We start from the raw sequence: 22,923 nt of genomic DNA, 5'->3' as shown, positions 1-22,923 counted from the left end.
ACGGGAGGATTCTGCATCGTTATGACTTATCATGTCAAGATTGATGTTTCACCGATATATGAAATGCTGAACAGTTTTCTTGTTTATGTCACGAAAAAATGGATTCAACATCTGGATGTTGGACCCGAATGGATTCTTGAAGTGGAAGGCAAACTAAGTTCCAACGTACGGGCTGCACTCGCACCTGCGTCGACTTGGCCTTTTGATGATTTTGATGTTTTGTTCGCATGGGCTGCCTATCGGACCAGCTCTTCGGAGAATCAGGATTTTCTTAATATGCTTGCGAGTCTGCCAGCAGAGGAATTGTTTGCACGTGTGTCGCCTCTTCTGCCGAGTATTACAATAGAAGAAACAAGTCGTATTCGGGACAGTTACGTGCCGCTTCTTCGTCTCTGGGATCAGCATTACTGCCAGAATATACGTGACGATTATCGTACCTGGCTGGAAGAGGACGCTCATGAGAAGCGAATTCTTTTGGAGAAAATGGGACCTGAACTGCTTATCGAATATGCTACAGCAGGTGTCAGTGTAGAGCCGATGCCCGGATTAGATGAAGTGATTCTATTCCCCACAGTACATAATCGTCCAATTAATATCTACTGCTTTTACGAAGGCATGATGATTATTCAATATCCGGTTGATGCCCCTGAAGAGAATGAAGATCAGCCACCAACCTGTCTGCTGCGTTTTACACATGCTTTGGCTGATCCTGAACGGCTTCGCTTGCTTCGTTACGTATCCGATGAACCGAAGTCGCTTGCGGAGATGTGTGAAGAATTGAACAAAGATGAAGACATGGTTAAAGATCAGGTTATGGCGCTACGTGTCGCAGGTTTGCTGCGAACCCATCTGCTCGGCAGTAATCGCAAAGAGAAATACAGTATCCGGCCGGATGGCGTGTCTGAATTGAACATGTTCCTGGAATCCTATATTCGCATATAAATGAGGATGTAACTGGAGTTGCCGGCTGCAAGGAGTGATTTTGAAATGAACACGATTAAACAGCATATTATTTTCGATCTGGACGATACGCTCGTCTATTGCAACAAATATTTCAACCTGGTCCTCGGTGAGTTCTTCGAGAACATGCAGGAGTGGTTCGACAATCATGCATTAACCGTTCAGGACATTCGTGATAAACAACTGGAGATTGACGTGACTGGTGTGAACCAAGTTGGATTCGCCAGTCACCATTTTCCGCAGTCACTTATTGATACGTATCGCTATTTCTCTCAGAAGTATGCTAGAGCCACTTCCACTGAAGAAGAAACGTTCCTCACTAAGCTTGGCATGAGTGTATACGATCGTGAGGTTGAACCTTACCCTCATATGGTTGAGACACTCGAAAGCCTGCAATCAGCTGGACATGCCCTCTATCTGTATACCGGAGGCGAAACGGTGATTCAACAACGGAAAATTGATCAGATGAAGTTATCCGCTTATTTTGATGACCGAATCTATATAAGGCAGCATAAGAACGTTGAAGCCCTTGAAGGCATTTTATCTTCCGGCCCTTTCGACCGCAAAACAACATGGATGATCGGAAACTCATTACGCACGGATATTTTGCCGGCAGTCACGGCTGGAATCCATAGCATATATATCAAACAACCAAATGAATGGCAGTATAACATTGTTGAACTTCAGCCCAATCCGGAGACTTCGATGTACACCATCACGGCTCTTGAAGAGGTGCCTCAAGTCATTCATGAGAATATTCAGCAACAGCAGCAAAAAAGGACCCTGGGTTAAGGGTCCTTTTTGTATACATCTCATTCGTGAATGTTCTATTTTTATGAACTATTCTACGACTCCTGCCTCTCGGCTGACAGCTTACCCGAAGATTGGTCCTGCAGGATGATCCGGGCTTTAACCGTACTCCCGTCCTTACGTTTGAAAGACAGCACCTGAGTACTTCCCTTCTCAACCAAAGACTTTAACATCGTACTGGTTATTTTCTTACCAACATACTCTTTCCAGATAACAAACCCACAGCCTTCCTTAAATCGCGTACACCCATACCCTTTTTTCCCCTCTATAATCTGACCGGTGCACCCCGGCGCGGGACAAGATGCCAAGGGCTCACGAACACCGGTATTTGCCGAGCTCGCAGAAGCAGTCTTTGCCATTGAGGTGGCCGTGTTACTCGATCTGGAGACAGACCCTGAAGGCTGCCGTGATGTTTTTGGGGCTGAAGCTGCTGTTTTCGCAGTTGTTCTTGTTCCTGATTTTGAGGCTTTTGCTCCCTTGCCTTTGCCACGTCCCCCACGTGAATCTTCACCAAATGCATCTGCAGGTGCAGGGGCTTGTACACGCACCTTATCAATGATGGACATCGTAAACTTCTTAACGTTCTCCATAAACTTGTCCTGACCGGCTTCCCCTTTGGAAATCTGATACAGTCTTCTCTCCCATTGTCCAGTCATCTCCGGGGAGGTTAACAAATCAACTCCGGCTCGGCGGATCAATTCAATCGCTGTTCGCCCTTTCAGCGTCAGCTGCATCTTTTTCCCCTGCATCGTTATATAACCGACATTTTTAAGCCGCTCAATGGTTGCAGCTCGTGTCGCTGGTGTGCCCAGGCCGCTGTCTTTCATGGCATCTCGCAGTTCTTCGTTTTCGATCTGCTTCCCCGCACTTTCCATCGCTTTCAGCAAAGTCCCCTCCGTATAACTTTTGGGAGGTTGAGTTGCTTTCTCCTTGAACTCACTCTTGCTACACTGCACTGGAAGTTCTGGCTGCACAGAGAACGACTTGTCCGTCCATTCCTCGGATTCTTCTTCCTCATTACTTTTCTTCTTCGTTTTTTTCTTTCCCGATCCATTTTGCTCTTGATCTGTAGAAGGCAGAACGACTTTCCATCCGAGTGATAGCAGTTCCTTCACAGAAGTTTTGAACTGATGCTGCTCTACTTCAGTAAGAACGGTATGCTGCTTATATTCTGCAGGCGGATAGAAATGAGATAAGAACCGTCGGACGATCAGGTCGTAGATGTTCTGTTCATCCTTTGATAAGGTACCTGGCCGTTTCAACGTAGGCAAAATGGCATGGTGATCCTCAACCTTGGAAGGATTGCAGACTCCCTTGTTATTCTTATGAACCAATTCAGGTTTTGCGCCAGTTGCAATGTCACTGTAAGGTCCGTTCTTTAGCAGGTTTAGTGTTTTGTGCATACCCTCAATATTCTGTTCCGTAACATAGTTGGAATTCGTCCGCGGATACGAAATAACCTTGTGTTTCTCATACAAGGCCTGTGCAATGTCCAGTGTCTTCTTCGCTCCATAACCATACTTGGCATTGGCTTCACGCTGCAACAGAGTCAGATCATATAATTTATAGGGATATTCCTTTGTTTGCTTCGCCTCATACTTGGTAATATGTCCGGTCTTGCCCTTTACACTGCTCGCTATAGCTTCAGCAGCCTCTGCGTCCGTGAGCTTGTCTCCTTGACGTAACCCTCTGTACTCCACACCATCCTGACGGAACCAGGCGGCTACTTCATAAAATGTTTGTGATTGAAATGCCTCAATCTCCATTTCCCGATCATAGATCAACGCAAGAACGGGTGTCTGTACACGTCCCACAGATAACAGCGCGTTATGCCTGGTCGTAAAAGCGCGTGATGCATTCATGCCAATCAGCCAATCAGCCTCACTTCGGGCGCGAGCAGCATGAGTCAGATTTTCGAACTCCGATGCATCCTTAAGCCCGTCAAAGCCACGCTTAATGCTCTCTGCAGTCAGGTCCGAAATCCATAGTCGTTTAACGGGCTGACGCAGCTTCAGCTGCTGTTGAATCAATGCAAAAATATACTGGCCTTCTCGCCCGGCATCACATGCATTTACGATCGATGATGCTCGTTTGGCAAGTTCTCCAATAATCTTAAGCTGATCTTTTGTCCTGGGATTCGGAACGATTTTGAACTGATCCGGAATAATGGGCAGATCCGCAATATTCCATCGTTTGTATTTCGTATCATATGCATCCGGTTCAGCAAGCCCGAGCAGATGACCAATCGCCCAAGTGATAATGTAATGCTTACCTTCAAGATAACTGCGATTGTTCTTGGCTCTTGGTTCTATGACGGCGGCAATGGTTCGACCCATATCAGGCTTTTCCGCTATAACCAGTGTCTTCATCCGTCCATCTCTCCTCCTTCACCGTCCGCATGACGGCAAAAAGGGGCCTTCCGCCCACGGAAGCCCCTTGCTTCTGAAACCTATTATATCAGATTTTGAATCCGGGAGCATCCTCCGTGGAACAATTAGCCTGCAGCTTGTTCATTTACGGCCTGCTTTTCCCTACATTCCCTGCATACACCCTGGAAGTCAAGGCGATGATCCGTCACGGCAAATCCGTATTGACGTTCAATCTGCTGCTCCAGACGAAGCAAGCCATCTTCCATAATTTCTTCTACTGTTCCGCACTCCGTACAGATCAAATGGTGGTGATGATGTGAGCCATCTGTGCTCCGCAGATCGAAGCGTGCAGCACCATCTCCAAAATTAATTTTCTCTACAACCTGCAGATCACTTAGCAGCTCAAGTGTCCGATATACGGTCGCCAGACCGATCTCAGGAAACTGCTCCTTCACTAGCAGAAATACTTCCTCTGCACTAAAATGATCCTTTTCATGTTCAAGCAGCACACGTACCGTCACTTCACGTTGTTGTGTCAATTTATATCCTTTGTCTACCAATTGCTTTTTAATGTCAAATATCTGTTCTGAAATGGACTTCTCCCGGTTTCTTGCCATAGCTTGTCGCACCTCCGGATTTAAATTCTCTATTTAACGATGTCATTTGTTATCTTATTTATAATTATTATAATCTAATAATAAATCTTTACGACTTAAAAAGCAATGCTATACCGCACACTAGCCCAAAATATTTGTTAAGCAACAAAATTATGAAACAAAAAAACAACCCCCACTATAAGCGAGAGTTGTTTTTTGTTTCATATCTTTTGTTCCAATATAATATATGAAATTATTGCTCAATCCAAGTTAAGCAAGAACGGTGGCACCCATCAGGTATTTATCTACTTCACGAGCCGCTTCGCGTCCCTCATTGATTGCCCATACAACCAGACTTTGTCCGCGACGCATGTCGCCTGCAGCGAATACTTTATCCACATTGGTATTGTATTTGCCGTAGCGAGCTTTAACATTGGTACGACGATCTGTTGCAAGCCCCAGCTGTTCAACCAGTGTTTGCTCCGGACCATCAAACCCGATCGCGATCATTGCCATTTGTGCAGGGAAAACACGCTCTGTACCAGGGATTGGCTGGTAGATCTTACGGCCTGTTTCATCGACAATACGCTCAATTTGAATGGTGTGCAGCTCTTTGAGATTGCCCTCTTCATCTCCTACAAACTTGGTTGTCATGATGGAGAATTCACGCGGATCTTGCCCAAACAATGCTTTGGCTTCCTCTTGTGCATAATCCAATGTGTACACGTTAGGGAATTGCGGCCAAGGGTTGTTAATGCGATCACGTTCCATTGGTGCTTGTGTATGAGTACCAAATTGGGTTACGGTACGACAACCGTGACGGAGCGATGTAGCCACACAGTCCGAACCGGTATCACCGCCACCAATAACAATAACGTCTTTATCTTTTGCAGAAATGTAGTTTCCGTCTTCCAGGTTCGAATCCAGGTAACTTTTGATACTGCCATTCAGGAAGTCCATAGCGTAGTTTACGCCCTTCAAGTCGCTTCCTTCAATGTTGAACTCCCGCGGCTTCGTAGCACCACCACATAGCACAACTGCATCATACTCGTCCACCAATTGCTGAGCAGGAATGTCCTTGCCAATCTCGGTGTTTGTCACGAACTGAACGCCTTCCGCTTCAAGCAGATCCACACGACGTTGAACCACTTTTTTGTCCAGTTTCATTGTAGGAATGCCGTACATCAGCAAACCACCGACACGATCCGAACGCTCATATACGGTTACCGTATGACCAGCTTTGTTCAACTGAGCTGCAGTTGCAAGACCTGCAGGGCCAGAACCAACAACCGCTACGCGTTTACCTGTGCGTTTCTCCGGAGGTTGGGGAACTACCCAGCCTTCTTCAAATCCTTTTTCGATAATGGCTTCTTCAATCGTTTTGATAGTAACCGGCTGACCGATCAGGCCAACGGTACAAGATCCTTCACATGGAGCCGGACAAACGCGACCTGTAAACTCAGGAAAATTATTTGTTTTGTGCAGACGATCAAGTGCTTCTCTCCACAATCCACGATATACAAGATTATTCCATTCCGGAATCAGGTTATGCACAGGACAGCCCGACGTTCCGCCAATCATATCTATACCTGTATGGCAATACGGGGTACCACAATCCATGCATCGTGCACCTTGTGTTCTGAGCTCTTCTTCAGCCATATGTTTATGAAACTCTTCCCAATCCTTAATCCGCTCAGCCGGCTCCCTGTCCGCAGGCAGCTGCCGTTTGTATTCCATAAATCCAGTAGGTGTAGACATCTTACGTTTTCCCCCATCCGTTCTCGTCTTAATCCTTTCATTGGCATGGTTCTATATGAAATGGATTACTCATGCTGAGTTTTTTGTCTATTGTATCACAAAAACTTCTCAAAGATATTTCAATTATAGTAGCATTTCGACAACTGAATATTAAATGGATTATCCGCATAATTATTTGTATTTTATTCATCATATCGTCAGGTTTAGCTGTGGTCAATACCCTTATTCTGGAGCTGAAAATGATTATCAAGAGTCTGATCTAGCGTTTATTATGTCGAAAAATAAAAAGAACGTCATGTAAATGTGAGCTAATTTGCCATTAAAACCAAGCAAGTCAGTACTGTAAACCTCTCATTTCCGAATATTCACTCGAATTTAGGGCTTTACAACGGTGAATCCCCATAACTTTTATACTTTTTTACTAGTCATAATGAAAATCGTATTTCTGCGCCCCAATTTCTCACAGCTACAAATGTTATATTCGTGTAAAGCACAAAAAATGGCAGAGGACATCCTACATTTTCAAAATAATTAAAAAGACGCTGTTCACGAATATTTCGTAAATCAGCGCCTTTCGTATTTATCAGATCACACATCAAATTTCAAATAAATTATCATCTTATCGGTTAGCTTCAGCTTGAGCGTTTGCGCTCATAAAACTCAAACGTATAGGCGTACACATTTTTCTCATCCTGTTCGCCCTCAATCTGCTCCTTCAGCTCCCATTCGGACCAATCCACTTCCGGGAAAAATGTATCTCCTTCAAATTCTTCATGGATCCTGGTAACCACCAACCGATCCGCCAACGGGAGGAACTCACGGTATACCTGTGAGCCCCCGATCACACATAGTTCCTCGCCTTTGGTAGCCTCCAAACCTTCTTCAATGGAATGCACCACTTCTGCCTGTTCCACCTTGTAGTTCAGATCTCTGGTAACCACAATATTCCGCCGCTGCGGAAGCGGCTTACCACCAAAGGATTCCCACGTATTACGACCCATAATAATCGTTTTGTTTAACGTACGACGCTTAAAAAAAGCCATATCTTTGGGCAAACGCCATGGAATCGAATTGTTCAAGCCAATAACACCATTTTCACCCATAGCCCACACAAGTTCAATACTCAACATGCTACACTCCTTCTTCGAGTCTGCTTATACCGCAATTGGAGCTTTAATACCCGGATGATGCTGATAGTTCTCAAACTCAAAATCCTCAAACTTATAATCAAAAATCGAATCCGGCTTACGTTTAATGATCAACTTAGGCAGTGCGAAGGGCTCACGCTCAAGCTGTGTTTTCACTTGCTCCACATGATTGGAGTAGATGTGCACATCGCCACCCGACCAGATGAAATCTCCCACTTCAAGGTCACACTGTTGGGCAATCATATGTGTCAGCAACGCGTAGCTGGCAATATTAAATGGCAACCCCAGGAACGTATCCACGGAGCGCATCGTAAGCATACAGGATAGTTTACCCTCTGCCACATAAAATTGAAACGCAAAGTGACAAGGCGGAAGCTTCATGTTGTTAATCTCTGCCACGTTCCATGCACTCACCAGATGACGTCGTGAATCCGGGTTATTTTTAATTGAATCGATAACTGCTGCAATTTGATCAATTTTCTCTCCACTTGGCGCTTCCCATGTTCTCCACTGTGAACCGTAAACCGGGCCTAGATCGCCATTCTCGTCTGCCCAATCGTCCCAGATCTTCACTCCGTTTTCTTTTAGATAGGCAATATTCGTATCCCCACTCAAGAACCATAATAGTTCATGAATGACGGATTTGAGGTGAATTCGCTTCGTCGTTACAAGCGGAAAGCCTTCGGACAAGTTATATCGAAGCTGTCTGCCAAACACGGATTGTGTACCTGTTCCGGTACGATCCCCTTTATGAACGCCATTATCCAATATATCTTGTAATAAATCGAGATAGTTTTTCAAGTTGATTTCCCCTCACATCTCTATATATGTTGCCACTCAGTTCCAGATTGGCCTGAGCTACATCATGTCTGATCATCTTAACAGTTTATCACACTGTGCACGATGGAAAAAGAGTTGAAAACACATTCAATTGGGCCCATGTTTTACAACACAAAGTACATGATATAACTCTACGGAAGGCTTCTTCACTCACAAAAAAGAGGCGAATAACGCGTTAGCGCTATTCACCTCTTGATTTACGTATGATGCCGGACGAGTCCGAAGCTTAGACGATATTAGCGGGAAATGATGTGGATCGGGTGACCCATAACCAGTTCCGCAGCTTCCATCACGATTTCGCCCAAAGTAGGGTGAGCGTGAATAGTCAGAGCCAGATCTTCCAAAGTAGCACCCATTTCGATTGCAAGACCAAGCTCAGCAATCAGGTTGGAAGCTTCCAGACCAACGATTTGGCAACCAAGTACAAGGCCGCTTTCTTCGTCAGCTACGATTTTCACGAAGCCTTCAGCGTGGTTCAAAGATACAGCACGGCCGTTACCCGCATAAGGGAACTTACCTGCTTTTACTTTGTAGCCTTTTTCTTTAGCTTCTTTTTCTGTGTAACCTACGCTGGAGCATTCAGGATCTGTGAACACAACTGCTGGCATACATTTGTAATCAACTACAGACGGTTGTCCTGCGATCGCTTCAGCAGCCACTTTACCTTCATAAGAAGCTTTGTGGGCAAGTGCCAAACCGGATACGATATCACCGATTGCGAAGATGTGAGGAATGCTAGTACGGCCTTGGTGGTCAACTTTAACGAATCCACGCTCGTCAACGTCCACACCGATCAGGTCCAAACCAAGCTCACCGTCCGTATTTGGACGACGTCCAACAGTAACGAGCAGGTAGTCTGCAGTTACTTCTTTGGACTCACCATTTACGGAATATTTAACAGTTACATCTTTATCTGTTTGCTCAGCACTTTCAGCTTTTGCACCCGTTACGATTTCGATGCCTGTTTTCTTCATGTTTTTAGCCACAAGGCTAGTCATGTCTTTATCGAATCCTGGCAGTACAGTATCCAAACCTTCGATGATCGTTACTTTAGCACCGAATTTGGAGTACATTTGACCAAGCTCAGCACCGATATAACCGCCACCGATAACGATCAGGCTTTTCGGTACTTCAGGCAGGTTCAATGCTTCAGTCGAGGACAGAATGCGTCCGCCAAATGGGAAAGGTTTCAGTTCGATTGGACGGGAACCTGTTGCAATGATTGCATTTTTGAATTTGTAACGCGGAGATTCATGATCGTTGAATACACGCGCTTCATTTTCGTTGATGAACATGCACTCACCATTGAAAACTTCAACTTTGTTGCCTTTAAGCAAACCAGCTACGCCGCCAGTCATTTTCTTAACAACGCCGTTTTTGAATTCTTGAGTTTTGCTGAAGTCCACTTTCACGTTTTCAGCAGAGATACCGAATGCTTCACCGTGAAGTGCATTTTCATATTGGTGTGCAGCAGAGATCAGAGCTTTGGATGGGATACATCCACGGTTCAAACATACGCCGCCAAGCTCGGATTTGTCTACAATCAATACGCTTTGGCCCAGTTGAGCAGCGCGGATGGCAGCTACATAGCCGCCAGGACCCGCACCAATTACTAATGTGTCGATATTGAGAGAAGCGTCGCCTACTACCATATCTTACACCTCCATAACAAGCAGCTCAGGGTTAGCGAGCAGCTGTTTAATGTAGTTCATAAAGTTTTGTGCTGTTGCGCCATCGATGATACGGTGGTCAAAGCTCAAGGAAAGAGCCATTACAGGAGCTGCAACAACTTCCCCGTCTTTGATAACCGCTTTTTCGCTGATACGTCCAGTTCCGAGGATTGCAACTTCAGGGAAGTTGATGATCGGAGTGAAGAACATACCGCCAGCAGAACCGATGTTACTGATGGAGATTGTGCTTCCTTTCATTTCGTTAGCGCTCAATTTGCCATCACGGCCACGAGCTGCCAGATCACGAATGGAATCAGCGATCATCCAGATGGATTTACGATCAGCATCTTTGATAACAGGAACGATCAAGCCGTTGTCTGTATCTGTTGCGATACCGATGTTGTAGTATTTTTTGTAAACAATTTCGTTAGCTTCTTCATCAATCATTGCATTCAGAGCAGGGAATTGACGGGAAGCTGCAACCAATGCTTTAACGATGAACGGCAGATAAGTAACTTTCGTTCCTTTTTTCTCTGCGATTGGTTTCATGCGAGTACGGAAAGCAACCAACTCAGTTACGTCCACTTCGTCCATGATTGTAACGTGAGGTGCAGTGTAAGCCGATTTAACCATAGCATTGGAGATTGCTTTACGGATACCTTTGAATGGTACGCGCTCTTCTTCAAGGCGTTGGTCAGCTGCCGCTGCTGGTGCTGCGGATTTTTTCTCTTCTTGAGCAGGAGCTGCGGAAGCTGCTGCGGATTGGCCGCCACCGTTTTTGAAAGCTTCAACATCTTCTTTGGTTACTTTACCGTTGTTGCCAGTACCGTTAACCTGAGCGATGTCTACGCCTTGCTCACGAGCAAATTTGCGTACGCTTGGTGTTGCCAGAACGTCTTTGGCAGGTACTGCCGGAACGCTGTTGTTGCCGCCTTCTTGAGCTGCATCCGAGCTGGAAGCTGCTGCAGAAGATCCACTAGTGTCAGCTCCACCTTGAGCTGCATCTTTCTCTTGTGCACCTTGGTCACCAGCAGGAGCGTCGTCTTGCTCAGGCAGTTCGCCTTCTGCATCGATAACAGCAACAACTTCACCAACGTGACAGATTTGACCATCTTTAGCGAATACTTCAGTAACTGTTCCGTTAACCGGACAAGGTACTTCTACTACCGCTTTGTCGTTTTGTACTTCCATGATGATATCGTCGTCAGTTACTTTGTCCCCGACTTTGATGTGCATCTTGATGATTTCGCCTTCGTGAAGGCCTTCGCCTAGTTCAGGGAATTTGTATTCAAATTTAGCCAACTGAAAAACCTCCTTGATTATGTGCTCAATCCTGAAAACAACCCTTAGCTCCAAGAACTAACCGTTACTGCTAATGCAAATAACTGTCAATCAAGGGGCTAATGGCTGTTTACAGTGCAGCCTGTGCTGCGATGTGAATCACCATACTGCGCCTTGCGGCATGTCAGATGATCAAATTAGAAATTTACGACTTTGTTAACCGCAGCAACGATACGTGCTGGGTTAGGCAGCCATGTATCTTCAATTTGTGCGAATGGATATACAGTGTCCGGACCTGCTACACGCAGAACCGGAGCTTCCAGGTGGAGAATTGCTTTTTCATTGATTTGGGCAATGACTTCAGCTGCAACACCTGCGCTCTTTTGAGCTTCTTGTACAACAATTGCACGGTTTGTTTTCTTAATGGAAGCAACAACTGTGTCGATATCGATCGGGCTGATCGTACGAAGGTCGATTACTTCAACTTTGATTCCTTGTTTTTCAAGTTCCTCTGCTGCTTTAACGGAAGTATGAACCATCATACCGTAAGTGATGATAGTAACATCGGAACCTTCACGAACAACGTTTGCTTTACCCAGTTCAACAACATAGTCTTCTTCAGGCACTTCTGCACGGAAAGCGTGGTACAGGTTCAAGTGCTCCATGAAGAATACAGGATCGTTGTCGCGGATGGAAGCGATCATCAGACCTTTTGCATCGTAAGGGTTAGAAGGAACTACTACTTTAATACCCGGAGTTTGCGTGAGCAAACCTTCCAGAGAATCAGTATGCAATTCTGCCGCTTTTACTCCGCCACCGAATGGTGTACGGAATACGATTGGAGAATTGTATTTTCCACCGGAGCGGAAACGCATACGAGCAGCTTGCACTACCATTTGGTCAAGTGCTTCGAAGATGAAACCTACGAATTGGATTTCAGCTACCGGACGGAAGCCTTGAATACCCAAACCTACAGCCAAACCACCAATAGCGGACTCAGCCAGCGGAGTATCAAATACACGCTCTTCGCCAAACTCTTTTTGCAGACCTTCCGTTACACGGAAAACGCCGCCTACATTACCTACGTCTTCACCGAAAAGCAGAACGTTAGGATCACGTTTCAACTCAACGCGAAGCGCATCACGGATTGCTTCTTTCATGTTCAATTGTGCCATTTGCTTCATTTCCTCCTTAAACATTGACAGTTCACATTTGAATTCATACATGTATACCGAGACACCACAACTGGCGCCGGATGTTTATGCTTTATCGGAAAAAACTTATTGGAAATCAGCTTTTTGCTCTTCCAAGTGCTTAGGCGTTTGTTCGAACATGCTGTCGATCAAGCCTGAAATCGTCATTTTCTCGGTTTTTTCCGTTTTTTTGATCTCTTCATTTACTTTAGCTTTTGCTTCTTCTTTCACACGAGCTGTATCTTCTTCAGTCCAAAGACCTTTTTTCTCCAGATACTTAGCGAAACGTGCGATTGGATCTTTTACGCTCCACTCAGCCTCTTCTTCTTTTGTACGATATTTGGAAGCATCGTCAGAAAGGGAGTGAGGACGGAAACGATAAGTAACCGCTTCGATCAATGTAGCGCCTTCTCCGTTACGTCCACGTTCAGCAGCTTCCTGAACAGCTTTGATAACAGCGAAAATGTCCATACCGTCAACTTTAACACCTTTGATCCCTGCTGCTACCGCTTTGTGAGCGATGGACAGAGCTGCTGTTTGTTTAGCAAAAGGAGTTGTGATGGCATAACCATTGTTTTGTACGAAGAAGATAACTGGCAGTTTGTATACACCAGCGTAGTTCAGACCTTCATAGAAGTCACCTTCAGAAGAACCGCCATCACCTGTGTACGTAATAACAACTTGCTTTTGTTTCTTCAATTTGTAACCCATAGCGATACCCATTGCGTGCAGAATTTGTGCACCAATGATGATTTGTGGCATCAATACGTTAACGCCATCAGGAATTTGTCCACCATGTTGGTGTCCACGGGAGTACAAGAATGCTTGATAAAGAGGAAGTCCGTGCCACACGAGTTGCGGAATATCGCGATAGCCTGGAGCAACAAAATCTTCTTTTTCAAGTGCAAACTCACTACCAACCATTGTTGCTTCTTGTCCAGATACTGGAGCATAGAAACCAAGACGACCTTGACGGCCCAGGTTTACTGCACGGTCATCCCAAGTACGGGTAAATACCATGCGGTACATAATTTCTTTTAATTGATCGTCGGAAAGTTTAGGCATCATGTCTTTGTTTACAATTTCGCCGTCAGGAGACAGCACGGACAGAGCTTCTACATCCTCCGTATACACTTCATAAGGAACCTTGCTCATTTTTTTCTTCACCTCAACAAAAAATTTGAATATCAAGTTCCGCTGTTATAATATTATTATACACCTGTTTCACTGCATACGTCAAAGATATCCGTAATTTTTTTATGTTTCCTTCCGGATTGTATGTATAACAGGGGCTTAATATTGGTATAACAGCATAATACATGATTGCGTGTTTGACCCATCCCCGCACCAGGTTAATCTTACCGTATTGCGCGGACGAATGCAAAAATAAACCGAGAAAGGTGACGTTTTATGACGGATTCCCGCTATTTGAAACGTACGATTGTAAAGGAAGAAATCGATAGCCGCTATCTTGGAGAGAAGCGCACACTTCGAATTTATCTTCCACCAGGCTATAACGAATTACTCAGCTATCCTGTCGTTTATTGTCAGGACGGCGAAGAATTCTTCAACTTTGGTCGTATCGCTACGACTGCCAACCGTATTATTCTGGATGAGGGTGCCGAACCTTTCATTATTGTAGGTGTTCAAGTTGATGTCTCTGTTCGAACTCAGGAATATGCTCCATTTGGTAATCGATTCAAAGCATATACCTCATGCTTTGCTGAAGAGATTATTCCCTATATTGAAGAGAAATATCCTGTAAGACGCTCTCCACAGGAACGAGTGCTCGCTGGCGATTCCCTTGGTGGCAGTGTTTCACTGCATCTGGCCCTGCTCTACCCGGATCTGTTCACACGAGTGATCAGCTTGTCCGGAGCCTTCTATTCTGCTTCCCAAGAAATCTATGCAGCTGAAGAAGACTTGTCCTGGCTATCCATCTGGATGATCGTCGGTTTGCAGGAAACTGCCTTCGAGGCGGATACTGGAACTTATGATTTTGTTCAGCTAAACAGGGACACTCGTGATTTGCTGGAGAAACGTGGTGCTCTCGTCTCTTATCGGGAAAAGGATGGTCATCATCAATGGGGATTTTGGCAGAAGGAACTGCCTGAAGCCTTGTTATATTTCTTGGAAGAGAACTAGTGTGCTTCATATTACAAGCGGCTGTACTGGCCGCTATTTTTTTCACACCATTTGATAACGCTTACAAATATCCGCTTAAAAAAAGCAGGAATCTCCTGCTTGTCTATACTCTCATTTTTTGAAACAAATCCTGTACCTCTTCGGATTAGGCAAGAGAATGATCTTTTTGAATTTGCTCCAAAAGTACATTGCAACCCGCTTCTACCAGCTTGTACACTTCTTCAAAGTTACCTGTAAAGTATGGATCTGGCACTTCCCTAAGGGATTCATTTGGCAGAAGATCCATGAATTTCATAATATCCGCTTCGGCTCCGCCGGTCATTTTACGCACGTTAGCAACATTGGAATCATCCATGCAGACAACATAGTCAAATTGATCAAAGTCAGAACTTCCAAATTGCCTTGCAGCCATATTGTCATAAGAAATTTGGTATGAATCCAGCAGCCTGCGAGTACCTTCATGTGGAGGCTTGCCAACATGCCAATCTCCTGTGCCAGCCGAATCCACCTGAATCTGGTGTTGAAGTCCTCTCTCCTCTATCTTGTGACGCAATACCGCCTCCGCCATAGGTGATCGACATATGTTACCAAGACAAACAAATAAAACACGAACCATGATTACTCCCCCTTGCTTAACGTACGCTTAAGCGCTGACTGTGAAGGCTGTGTTGGAACTGCTTCTGCTCTTACCAATGAACGGCGAGGAAGCTTCCATTTATAATGTACAGAACACATCCGGAAAAATACAACTGCTGCAAAACATATCAACAGTCCCATATTCGAGGTAAACCATCCCATACCTATTACAAATCCGGCAGTCATAGCCCATACCGCATAGATTTCGTCACGGAGTACTAGTGGCTTGCGACCAGCAAGCAAATCACGAATAATTCCGCCGCCGATCCCCGTTAACACTGCAGCAACGATTACAGCGCTGATGGGATGTCCCATATTGGCAGCATACAGTCCACCTTGGATGGCAAACGCCGCCAGACCGATCGCATCAAACAGCGCTTCTGTCCTCTTCCAGTGACCAATCCACTTCAGAGGCAGCAAGAACGCTACAGCAACAGATACCAGTGCAAGCATGATTAGTCCACCCTGACTCCATAAAGTAGTGACTGGCACCCCAATCAGTACATTACGAACAACCCCGCCACCGAAGGCGGTCACTAGCCCTAATACGAGCACGCCCAAGATGTCATATTCCTCTTCCATTGCCACGAAAGCACCAGACATTGCAAAAGCAACGGTGCCTATGATGCTGAACACTTCAAAAATGTGCAAGTCCAACCTGTTCAAACCTCACTTTTCAAGTCATCTCCATGTCGCTCTACCCATTGTATCCGCGAGGACTGAAATTGTGCAACCACATTTTGTGTTTTATACTGAGAGCATTCGTGAATACTATGAAATGATGTTATACGTTCTACATTAATAGAAAGGATGAATGGAATGACTACGAAACGCATTGTAATTTTCACAGGCGGTGCTCTCTCTCCTCAGTTTCTTGAAGAAATTAGACACGATGATATGGTTATCGCAGCTGATCGTGGAGCACTGTATTTAATTGAACATGGCGTAAAGCCTCATATAGCAGTTGGAGATTTCGACTCCATTACAGAGCAGCAGTTGCAAATGGTGCGTGAAAACAGTGAACGCATGATTACGGTTGATCCTATTGCAAAAGATTGGACCGACACCGAAATGGCCTTTGAGACTGCACTAGACCACGAACCTACCCATATTCTGATGCTTGGAGCTACCGGGACTAGACTGGATCACACCTTAGCGAATGTACATATTATGGTTCGTGCCATGCAGCATCATATCTTTTGTACCATTCAGGACGAACATAACTATATGATGTTAACAACATCACAATTAGAGGTAGAGGACCGGGGTTATGAATACATTTCTTTACTGCCCCTCACTCCAGAAGTTACGGGTATTACATTAGATGGCTTCCTGTATCCACTTGATCAAGCTACGATTCGGATGGGACAATCCTTGGGAATAAGCAATAAACTGCTTGGAGTTTCAGGTACTGTATCCATAGACAGCGGAATATTACTTATTATACAGAGCAAAGACTAACCCTCTATTTAAAAGAGTTATTACGTTTTTGTAACTTATGAATCAAACGAAATCTAAGATCTAATTTAGAAAAGACCCTTGATACTCAAGGGTCTTTTCTATTTTTCTGCCCAAATACATTAGTCAACGATTAATTTTTTGACATTTTTAATTATTTTTTAATAAAGAAACCCAAACCTAGGCTGTACAAGGGATTATAGCAGTGTATCCAATTTCTAGGCTGTTACAAACCTGTTATACTCGCTTTAGCAACTTAACGAAAACGAATTTTGGAGGTAACAAACAACATGAAAACAAACATCTTAGTCCAAAAGGCCGTAACCGTCGGGTTGTGCGCTACATTAGGTTTTGGAGCTGTATTAATGACAAATGCACCTGTTGCACAAGCAGCAACTGCATCCGTATCTACTGGTCAACAAATCGTAAACTACGGCAAAAAATTTACGGGAACACCATATAAATTTGGCGCGTCAACGTCCACTACGAAATATTTTGACTGCTCTTCTTTTATGAAATATATCTTTAAGAAGTATGGTGTAGATTTGCCACGTACGTCTGTAAAACAATCCAAAGAAGGTAAGGCTGTATCGAAGGCTAATCTGCGTGTAGGAGACCTGGTATTCTTCTCGAGTGGTAGTCGTTCCACAGGTTCAAACATTACTCACGTAGGTGTATACGCTGGCAATGGCAAAATTCTGCACACTTACGGCTCTCCTGGTGTAACCATCTCGGATCTGAATTCCGGTACTTGGAAAAGAACATATATTAAAGCTCGCCGCGTACTGTAGTTATAATCTAACTTCTACTATGGACAGGCAGTTGGGGCCGGATCATCGATCCGGTCCTTTTATATTTACCCGGATTTCTCCGTGTTACAAACAGGAGCATTTTGGCAATTCAACGTAATATGGATACTGGAAGCGTCATTCATTACCTGGTATGAAGCATGTAGCCGATGCCGCGTACGGTATGAATCAGTTTAATATCTCTCCCTTTATCCACCTTCACCCGCAAGTGTTTAATATATACATCCACAACGTTGGTATCCATCGCAAAATCATACCCCCACACTTCCCTTAGAATTGCACTCCGCGTACACGCCTCATTCGTGTGCCTGGCCAAAAATTCCAGCAGTTCGTATTCTTTTGGTGTCAACATAAGGTATTCCCCTGCACGGCTTACCCTTCGTGAACGCAGATTCACTTTAAGATCATGCACGACGATGACCTCCTCGTCCATTCGGGCTGCATTCGCGAAGACACGGAGTAAGTTTCGAATTCTCGCCATCATCACTTTCCATTGAAACGGTTCGACAATTACATCATTTGCGCCTTGATCAAGCCAAGCTACAATCTGTTCCGGGGTTGCCTGTGGTGTAATCACGATAATCGGAACGATGCCTTCCTTGTGATCCATAAGCCATTGAAGTTCATCCCCTATTGAATTGTCATGAATCTCATCCACCACGGCAATAATCATGCTGCAGGTTTCCAGTCCAGAGTCCTGTCCCTGATACAGCTCTTCCCATATAATATCAAAAACGGAGTAACTCTCGGTACATAACACTTCTTTAATTGAGTTTGTTCGGTCTTTGGTACCAATAAGTAAAATGGACGTTTTCATTTCGTTTCACCCGGCCTGTCTCAAACCGCTGTCATGTCGAAATGATCAATCTGCTTCTCATCTCTGCCTGAAGGACAGCAACCTGTTGTTTGTTTATCATGCCGTAAAACGAAAAAGTCCATTCCCCTACAGGGAACAGACTTGTGAAACATTCAATGATTTAACCAAAGTATCGATGAACGAGTGTGCGGGCTTCTGCAGTATCTTTTGTACCATGAACCAGAACACGTCCATCCTGAAAAATAACCAATCGATGCGCCCCTATTGTAAAAGAGATCAGGAACGGATTGACTTCGACTGCTCCTTCCTCAAGCCTCCTCAGGCGCTCAGCCGTATCTTGAAGATTCAGCTTCATGGAGCGAGAAGGACGAATCTGTACCGTATCCCTACCGCATAACACATCGGTTTTCTCCAGATTGGCAGCGGAAAGGTAAGGATAGGAAGCTGTATTTCCACAGGAAGGACAATCTGCTTTTTTGGCCCCATCGACATTTATGGATATGTACTCGTTCCGCCATACATCAAACGACAACAGCTTACGCCGCAGCGCACCTTCATTACCACTAAGGAGCTTCATTGCTTCTGCTGTCTGGTTCGCCGTTACCATCTGCACAGCCTGGGGTATAATCCCCGAAGTATCACAAGTATCTCCACCGAGCGGTACCTCACCAAGTAAACAGTTTAAACAAGGAGTATCTCCAGGTAGGAACGTATACGTAATTCCATAACTCCCCACACATCCCCCATAAATCCAGGGAATGCGATATTTCTGGGACATATCATTAATCAGCAGTCTTGTATCAAAATTATCCGTGGCATCCATGATGAGATCTGCATTTTGAATGAGATCTTCGAGCTCGTCAGCACGGACATCCATCACCTTGCCTTCAATGACAACCGAGGAGTTGATATCGAGAAGGCGCTTTTCGGCTGCCATCGCTTTTGGCATTCGCTGAACTGCATCCTGTTCCACATAGAGCTGCTGTCGCTGCAAGTTGCTCCATTCCACATAGTCCCGGTCTGCAATGGTAATATGTCCAATACCTGACCTGGCGAGCGTCTCCGCAATACCGGTTCCCAGTGCACCGGCGCCCACAATAACAACCCTGCTGTTGTTCAGTCGGCGCTGCCCTTCTTTGCCAAGCGGAGCATATCGTTCCTGTCTCGAATATCGATCACTTTGCTCCGTTGAATTTGTTTCTTCTATCATGTATGAACCATTCCTTCCGCCGGACTGCTGGCTGCCGCATAACGCTTAACGGGTATCATGCCTGCTTCATAAGCAAGTCTTCCAGCCTCAACTCCCATTCGCATCGCTTTTGCCATTTTAACTGGATCTGCCGAACCGGACACCGCCGTATTCAGCAGCACACCATCCGCCCCCAGCTCCATGGCATAAGCAGCATCTTTGGGAGACCTTAATCCCGCATCCACAATTACAGGAACAACCGCTTGCTCCAAAATGATTTCCAGGTTATACGGGTTTATTATGCCTCTTCCTGCTCCGATTGGTGAAGCACCTGGCATGACTGCATGAACCCCAAGCTGCTGAAGCCGTTTGGCTAAAATCACATCATCCGAGATATAAGGCAGTACGATAAATCCTTTTTCCAACAGGATCTCACAGGCCTTGTACGTTTCGATCGGGTCTGGCAGTAGCGTGATTCCATCTCCGATCACTTCTACTTTTATCATATCACAAAGTCCTGAGGCACGGGCAAGTTCAGCGGTTCGGACCGCCTCTTCTGCAGTGGAAGCACCCGCGGTGTTAGGAAGTAAAGTGAATCGCTTCAAATCGAGTGTATCAAGGAAGTGGCGTTTACCCCGTTCTTCCAGGTTCAGGCGTCGAACGGCAAAAGTCAGCACTTCGGTTCCTGACGCTTCTACCGCTTGACTCTGTACATCCAAATCGTCAAATTTGCCCGTACCTAACAACAATCTAGAATGAAATGAATGATGTCCTATCTTCAACATGTGTTAACCGCCTCCCACAAAATGTACGATCTCAATTCGGTCTCCGTCTCTTAATACAGTCGATGCGTGTTGCTCTCTCATCAATATCTGACGATTTAACTCAACCACCACAGTCTTCACCTGCAAATTAAAGGATTGCAGCAGCTGATCCACATGATTCAAATCGTCTTCAATGTTCATGCTCTGCCCGTTTACGATGATGTTCACTGCATAATCTCCTTTCTGCTCAAACGCTCCGGACTCAATTCATCAATACCAAGTTCCTCCGAAGAATGGCCAGCAATCAAATCAGCCATCAGGCTGCCGGTTATTGCGCTCAGTAAGATGCCGTTTCTGTAATGTCCAAATGCGGCATATAGCCCAGGTATACTTTTACAAGCTCCCAGATAAGGCAAACCATCAGGAGTCGCTGGACGAACCCCTGCCCAAGCACGGATAAACTGGGCTTGCTGAATTCCAGGGACCCAGCCTGCTGCAGATGCAAACAGCTTTTGAATACCGCCAACAGTAACATCCCGATCTGAGCGCCCCGGTAAACTGGTAGCTCCGATCCAGACTTCGCCGTTTGCTTTGGGGACAATGTATACATTATCTGCATAAACGGTCTTGTCAGGTCTGTAATCTGCATCATGTTTCGCATATTGAATTGCTGCAATTTCACCTTTCACCGGAAGAACGGGCAGGTTAAGACCCACCTGTTTTAACATCTCTCCACCTTGCAATCCAGCTGCGACAACTACATGTTTACACATCAATCTTCCTATCGACGTTTCCACCCCCTGGATTCCACTCGAATCAACAGTTAAACTTACATCCTGAACACCTTCGATTACTTTGGCTCCCATTGTTTGAGCTGCCCCCGCATAGGCACGTGCCAAATTGACAGGAAGAAGCTCACTTTCTGAAGCTCGATATAATGCTCCGTAAGTTTCCTTGCTTATCCATGGGGCTTCACGATGAAGTTTGGTGTGATCCCACCAGATTTGCTCTGTAAGCGGATGAACACTTCTGGACTCGCTATATTTTTTCATCTCGTCTTCGTTGCGAAATGGTGTAACAAATCCAGTCTGCTGTAGGCCAATTTCAATGCGGCTTAGTCGTTGAAGCTGTTCTTTTTGTTGAAGCAGTAGATTTCTACTTTCATATGCAAGCTTTGACATCACGGTAGTATGAAACGCCTCGCTATCTGCAGCTAACATGCCCGCTGCGGCGCAAGAAGTCTCACTTGCAATGCGTGAACGCTCAATCAGGATCACTTCCTTACCTCGTGAAGCTAACTCATACGCAATGGCACAACCTATAACGCCGCCACCCACTACAATGGTTTCCGCATGAAGTTTGCCACGAATCTCTCCGCGTATTTGGCTTGCAAAAGCTGTTCCATTCCGGTAAAGGCTGCCACTTCGTCTTAGGCCTCTTACTTCTCCGCTCATTCATTCACCTCCGTAATTCTTTCATATTCTCTATCGTTCACTAGCCTGCCTTAAGGCAGCTGCCGCGCGTTCCGGATTATCGCTAGCCCAGATAGATGATATTACTGCCGCACCACTTGCTCCGGCTGCACGTACAGCAGCTATGTTTGCCGGTTCAATGCCGCCAATGGCAATTACGGGAATGGAAACGGCTGAACATATTTCAAGCAGGGCGGATAGCCCTCTCGGCTTGATCCCAGGTTTACTGCTCGAGGAAAATACATGACCATAAAAGAGGTAATCTGCTCCGCGTTCTTCAGCTTCTCTAGCTTCGTGAAGAGAATGAACAGAAATGCCGAGACGAAGTCGATCGCTTTTGTTTAGGCTGCTGCCTTGAATAGTCGTCATATTGGACTGGCCCCAATGAACCCTCTGAAATAATACATGTTTTTCCAACTCATTCAGCTCAAATAGACCATTGATCACAATCCTGTCAGATGGAATTCCTGCGTACAGCAAACTATACGCCCATTGAATTTTTTGTTCGGTCGTTAGATGGTTCTCCCGGATGTGGATATAGTCAAGCCAAGGCCATGTATCCGCTGCAATCTTCACAAAACGTTGTTCATCCCCTACCCCTGGCGAAACAGCATGCAGTTCAAACGATGATGAATTCACAAGTTTCTTAGAGATATCCGTTTGGTTTCACCTTCCCTGCCGTCACAATATGTATGCACAAAAAAAGCCACTCCCGTAGGGAGTGGCCGCGATAACATGTTAGTTAGTTAAGTGAGCTTTACAGCTTTACATGCCAGTTGTCAGGTATACAAGCTATTAAACCATAGCCTTGATATATACGAGATACCTTCATGTTCCACTTGTGAGCATCTACATTCGCTATAAAACCGAATATTTATTTGCCCATATCATTAACTAAAACGCGCCACTTCCCTACGCTGGTATAATCCAGATCAGGTGCAAAGGGTCCGGAATCGCATTATTCCATCTCAGCCGCAACGAGCGGCCCCCCTAGTGATCGTATGAAGT

The 22,923-nt window shown here is 45.2% G+C and carries 22 protein-coding genes and 1 riboswitch; of the genes, 5 read left to right on the top strand and 17 right to left on the bottom strand.

Going from position 1 to position 22,923, the window contains the following annotated elements; genetic code table 11:
• Nucleotides 1–21 precede the first annotated feature (21 nt).
• Nucleotides 22–942, top strand: coding sequence for an ArsR/SmtB family transcription factor (locus MH144_RS00685; RefSeq protein ID WP_239296447.1), 921 nt, complete (start codon nucleotides 22–24; stop codon nucleotides 940–942).
• A gap of 45 nt (nucleotides 943–987) precedes the next feature.
• Nucleotides 988–1,752 (top strand): HAD family hydrolase, encoded by a 765-nt coding sequence (locus tag MH144_RS00680; RefSeq protein WP_095286485.1) that lies wholly within the window; start codon nucleotides 988–990, stop codon nucleotides 1,750–1,752.
• 53 nt (nucleotides 1,753–1,805) lie between these two features.
• On the opposite strand, the gene MH144_RS00675 is transcribed toward MH144_RS00680, so the two are convergent.
• From MH144_RS00675 to pdhA, 9 genes are all read right to left on the bottom strand, one after another.
• Complete coding sequence (locus MH144_RS00675; RefSeq protein WP_239296445.1) at nucleotides 1,806–4,139, bottom strand: type IA DNA topoisomerase; 2,334 nt, start codon at nucleotides 4,137–4,139, stop codon at nucleotides 1,806–1,808.
• A 125-nt stretch (nucleotides 4,140–4,264) separates the two neighbouring features.
• On the bottom strand, nucleotides 4,265–4,756 hold the full coding sequence (gene fur, locus MH144_RS00670) for a ferric iron uptake transcriptional regulator (protein ID WP_275439924.1): 492 nt from the start codon (nucleotides 4,754–4,756) through the stop codon (nucleotides 4,265–4,267).
• A 249-nt stretch (nucleotides 4,757–5,005) separates the two neighbouring features.
• The gene (locus tag MH144_RS00665; protein WP_239296443.1) at nucleotides 5,006–6,493 is read right to left on the bottom strand and encodes a glutamate synthase subunit beta; all 1,488 of its coding nucleotides are present in this window, start codon (nucleotides 6,491–6,493) and stop codon (nucleotides 5,006–5,008) included.
• Between the two features lie 632 nt (nucleotides 6,494–7,125).
• A complete protein-coding gene (locus MH144_RS00660) occupies nucleotides 7,126–7,620 on the bottom strand; it encodes a dihydrofolate reductase (RefSeq protein ID WP_239296441.1) in 495 nt (164 codons plus the stop codon).
• 27 nt (nucleotides 7,621–7,647) lie between these two features.
• Nucleotides 7,648–8,442: a thymidylate synthase gene (thyA, locus tag MH144_RS00655; protein WP_239296439.1), complete on the bottom strand. Its 795-nt coding sequence runs from the start codon at nucleotides 8,440–8,442 to the stop codon at nucleotides 7,648–7,650.
• A gap of 275 nt (nucleotides 8,443–8,717) precedes the next feature.
• Nucleotides 8,718–10,133 (bottom strand): dihydrolipoyl dehydrogenase, encoded by a 1,416-nt coding sequence (gene lpdA / locus MH144_RS00650; protein ID WP_153979013.1) that lies wholly within the window; start codon nucleotides 10,131–10,133, stop codon nucleotides 8,718–8,720.
• A gap of 3 nt (nucleotides 10,134–10,136) precedes the next feature.
• On the bottom strand, nucleotides 10,137–11,453 hold the full coding sequence (locus MH144_RS00645; protein ID WP_239296437.1) for a dihydrolipoamide acetyltransferase family protein: 1,317 nt from the start codon (nucleotides 11,451–11,453) through the stop codon (nucleotides 10,137–10,139).
• A 176-nt stretch (nucleotides 11,454–11,629) separates the two neighbouring features.
• Nucleotides 11,630–12,607 (bottom strand): alpha-ketoacid dehydrogenase subunit beta, encoded by a 978-nt coding sequence (locus MH144_RS00640; protein WP_095286478.1) that lies wholly within the window; start codon nucleotides 12,605–12,607, stop codon nucleotides 11,630–11,632.
• 105 nt (nucleotides 12,608–12,712) lie between these two features.
• A complete protein-coding gene (gene pdhA, locus MH144_RS00635; RefSeq protein ID WP_239296435.1) occupies nucleotides 12,713–13,780 on the bottom strand; it encodes a pyruvate dehydrogenase (acetyl-transferring) E1 component subunit alpha in 1,068 nt (355 codons plus the stop codon).
• Between the two features lie 255 nt (nucleotides 13,781–14,035).
• On the opposite strand from pdhA, the gene MH144_RS00630 reads away from it, so the two are divergent.
• Nucleotides 14,036–14,770, top strand: a complete 735-nt coding sequence (locus MH144_RS00630) for an alpha/beta hydrolase (RefSeq protein ID WP_239296433.1) — start codon at nucleotides 14,036–14,038, stop codon at nucleotides 14,768–14,770.
• Nucleotides 14,771–14,915: 145 nt separating this feature from the next.
• On the opposite strand, the gene MH144_RS00625 is transcribed toward MH144_RS00630, so the two are convergent.
• Nucleotides 14,916–15,386, bottom strand: coding sequence for a low molecular weight protein-tyrosine-phosphatase (locus MH144_RS00625; RefSeq protein WP_239296431.1), 471 nt, complete (start codon nucleotides 15,384–15,386; stop codon nucleotides 14,916–14,918).
• A gap of 2 nt (nucleotides 15,387–15,388) precedes the next feature.
• Entirely contained in the window at nucleotides 15,389–16,057 is a 669-nt protein-coding gene (locus MH144_RS00620; RefSeq protein WP_239299199.1) for a trimeric intracellular cation channel family protein, read from the bottom strand.
• 168 nt (nucleotides 16,058–16,225) lie between these two features.
• Between MH144_RS00620 and MH144_RS00615 the strand changes: the two genes are divergently transcribed.
• Together MH144_RS00615 and MH144_RS00610 are read left to right on the top strand one after the other, a co-directional pair.
• A complete protein-coding gene (locus tag MH144_RS00615; RefSeq protein ID WP_239296428.1) occupies nucleotides 16,226–16,867 on the top strand; it encodes a thiamine diphosphokinase in 642 nt (213 codons plus the stop codon).
• Between the two features lie 287 nt (nucleotides 16,868–17,154).
• Nucleotides 17,155–17,655: a C40 family peptidase gene (locus tag MH144_RS00610; RefSeq protein WP_095286473.1), complete on the top strand. Its 501-nt coding sequence runs from the start codon at nucleotides 17,155–17,157 to the stop codon at nucleotides 17,653–17,655.
• Between the two features lie 142 nt (nucleotides 17,656–17,797).
• Here the strand turns inward: MH144_RS00610 and MH144_RS00605 are convergent, their stop codons facing one another.
• The 6 genes from MH144_RS00605 to MH144_RS00580 all read right to left on the bottom strand — a co-directional run bounded on the left by MH144_RS00605 (nucleotide 17,798) and on the right by MH144_RS00580 (nucleotide 22,554).
• Complete coding sequence (locus tag MH144_RS00605; protein ID WP_239296418.1) at nucleotides 17,798–18,490, bottom strand: response regulator transcription factor; 693 nt, start codon at nucleotides 18,488–18,490, stop codon at nucleotides 17,798–17,800.
• A 160-nt stretch (nucleotides 18,491–18,650) separates the two neighbouring features.
• Nucleotides 18,651–19,700 (bottom strand): ThiF family adenylyltransferase, encoded by a 1,050-nt coding sequence (locus MH144_RS00600; protein ID WP_239296416.1) that lies wholly within the window; start codon nucleotides 19,698–19,700, stop codon nucleotides 18,651–18,653.
• Entirely contained in the window at nucleotides 19,697–20,464 is a 768-nt protein-coding gene (locus MH144_RS00595; RefSeq protein ID WP_239296405.1) for a thiazole synthase, read from the bottom strand. Before MH144_RS00595 ends, MH144_RS00600 begins: the two co-directional genes overlap by 4 nt.
• Before the next feature lie 3 nt (nucleotides 20,465–20,467).
• On the bottom strand, nucleotides 20,468–20,671 hold the full coding sequence (gene thiS / locus MH144_RS00590; RefSeq protein WP_239296403.1) for a sulfur carrier protein ThiS: 204 nt from the start codon (nucleotides 20,669–20,671) through the stop codon (nucleotides 20,468–20,470).
• Nucleotides 20,668–21,897, bottom strand: a complete 1,230-nt coding sequence (gene thiO / locus MH144_RS00585; protein WP_239296394.1) for a glycine oxidase ThiO — start codon at nucleotides 21,895–21,897, stop codon at nucleotides 20,668–20,670. The genes thiS and thiO overlap by 4 nt, the downstream gene beginning before the upstream one ends.
• Nucleotides 21,898–21,927: 30 nt before the next feature.
• Entirely contained in the window at nucleotides 21,928–22,554 is a 627-nt protein-coding gene (locus tag MH144_RS00580; RefSeq protein ID WP_239296375.1) for a thiamine phosphate synthase, read from the bottom strand.
• Between the two features lie 253 nt (nucleotides 22,555–22,807).
• A riboswitch (TPP riboswitch) is annotated at nucleotides 22,808–22,917 on the bottom strand.
• Nucleotides 22,918–22,923 lie beyond the last annotated feature (6 nt).

The organism is Paenibacillus sp. ACRRY, from assembly GCF_022346995.1.
Lineage (GTDB): Bacteria > Bacillota > Bacilli > Paenibacillales > Paenibacillaceae > Paenibacillus.
This window is presented reverse-complemented; position numbering and strand designations above follow the sequence as displayed.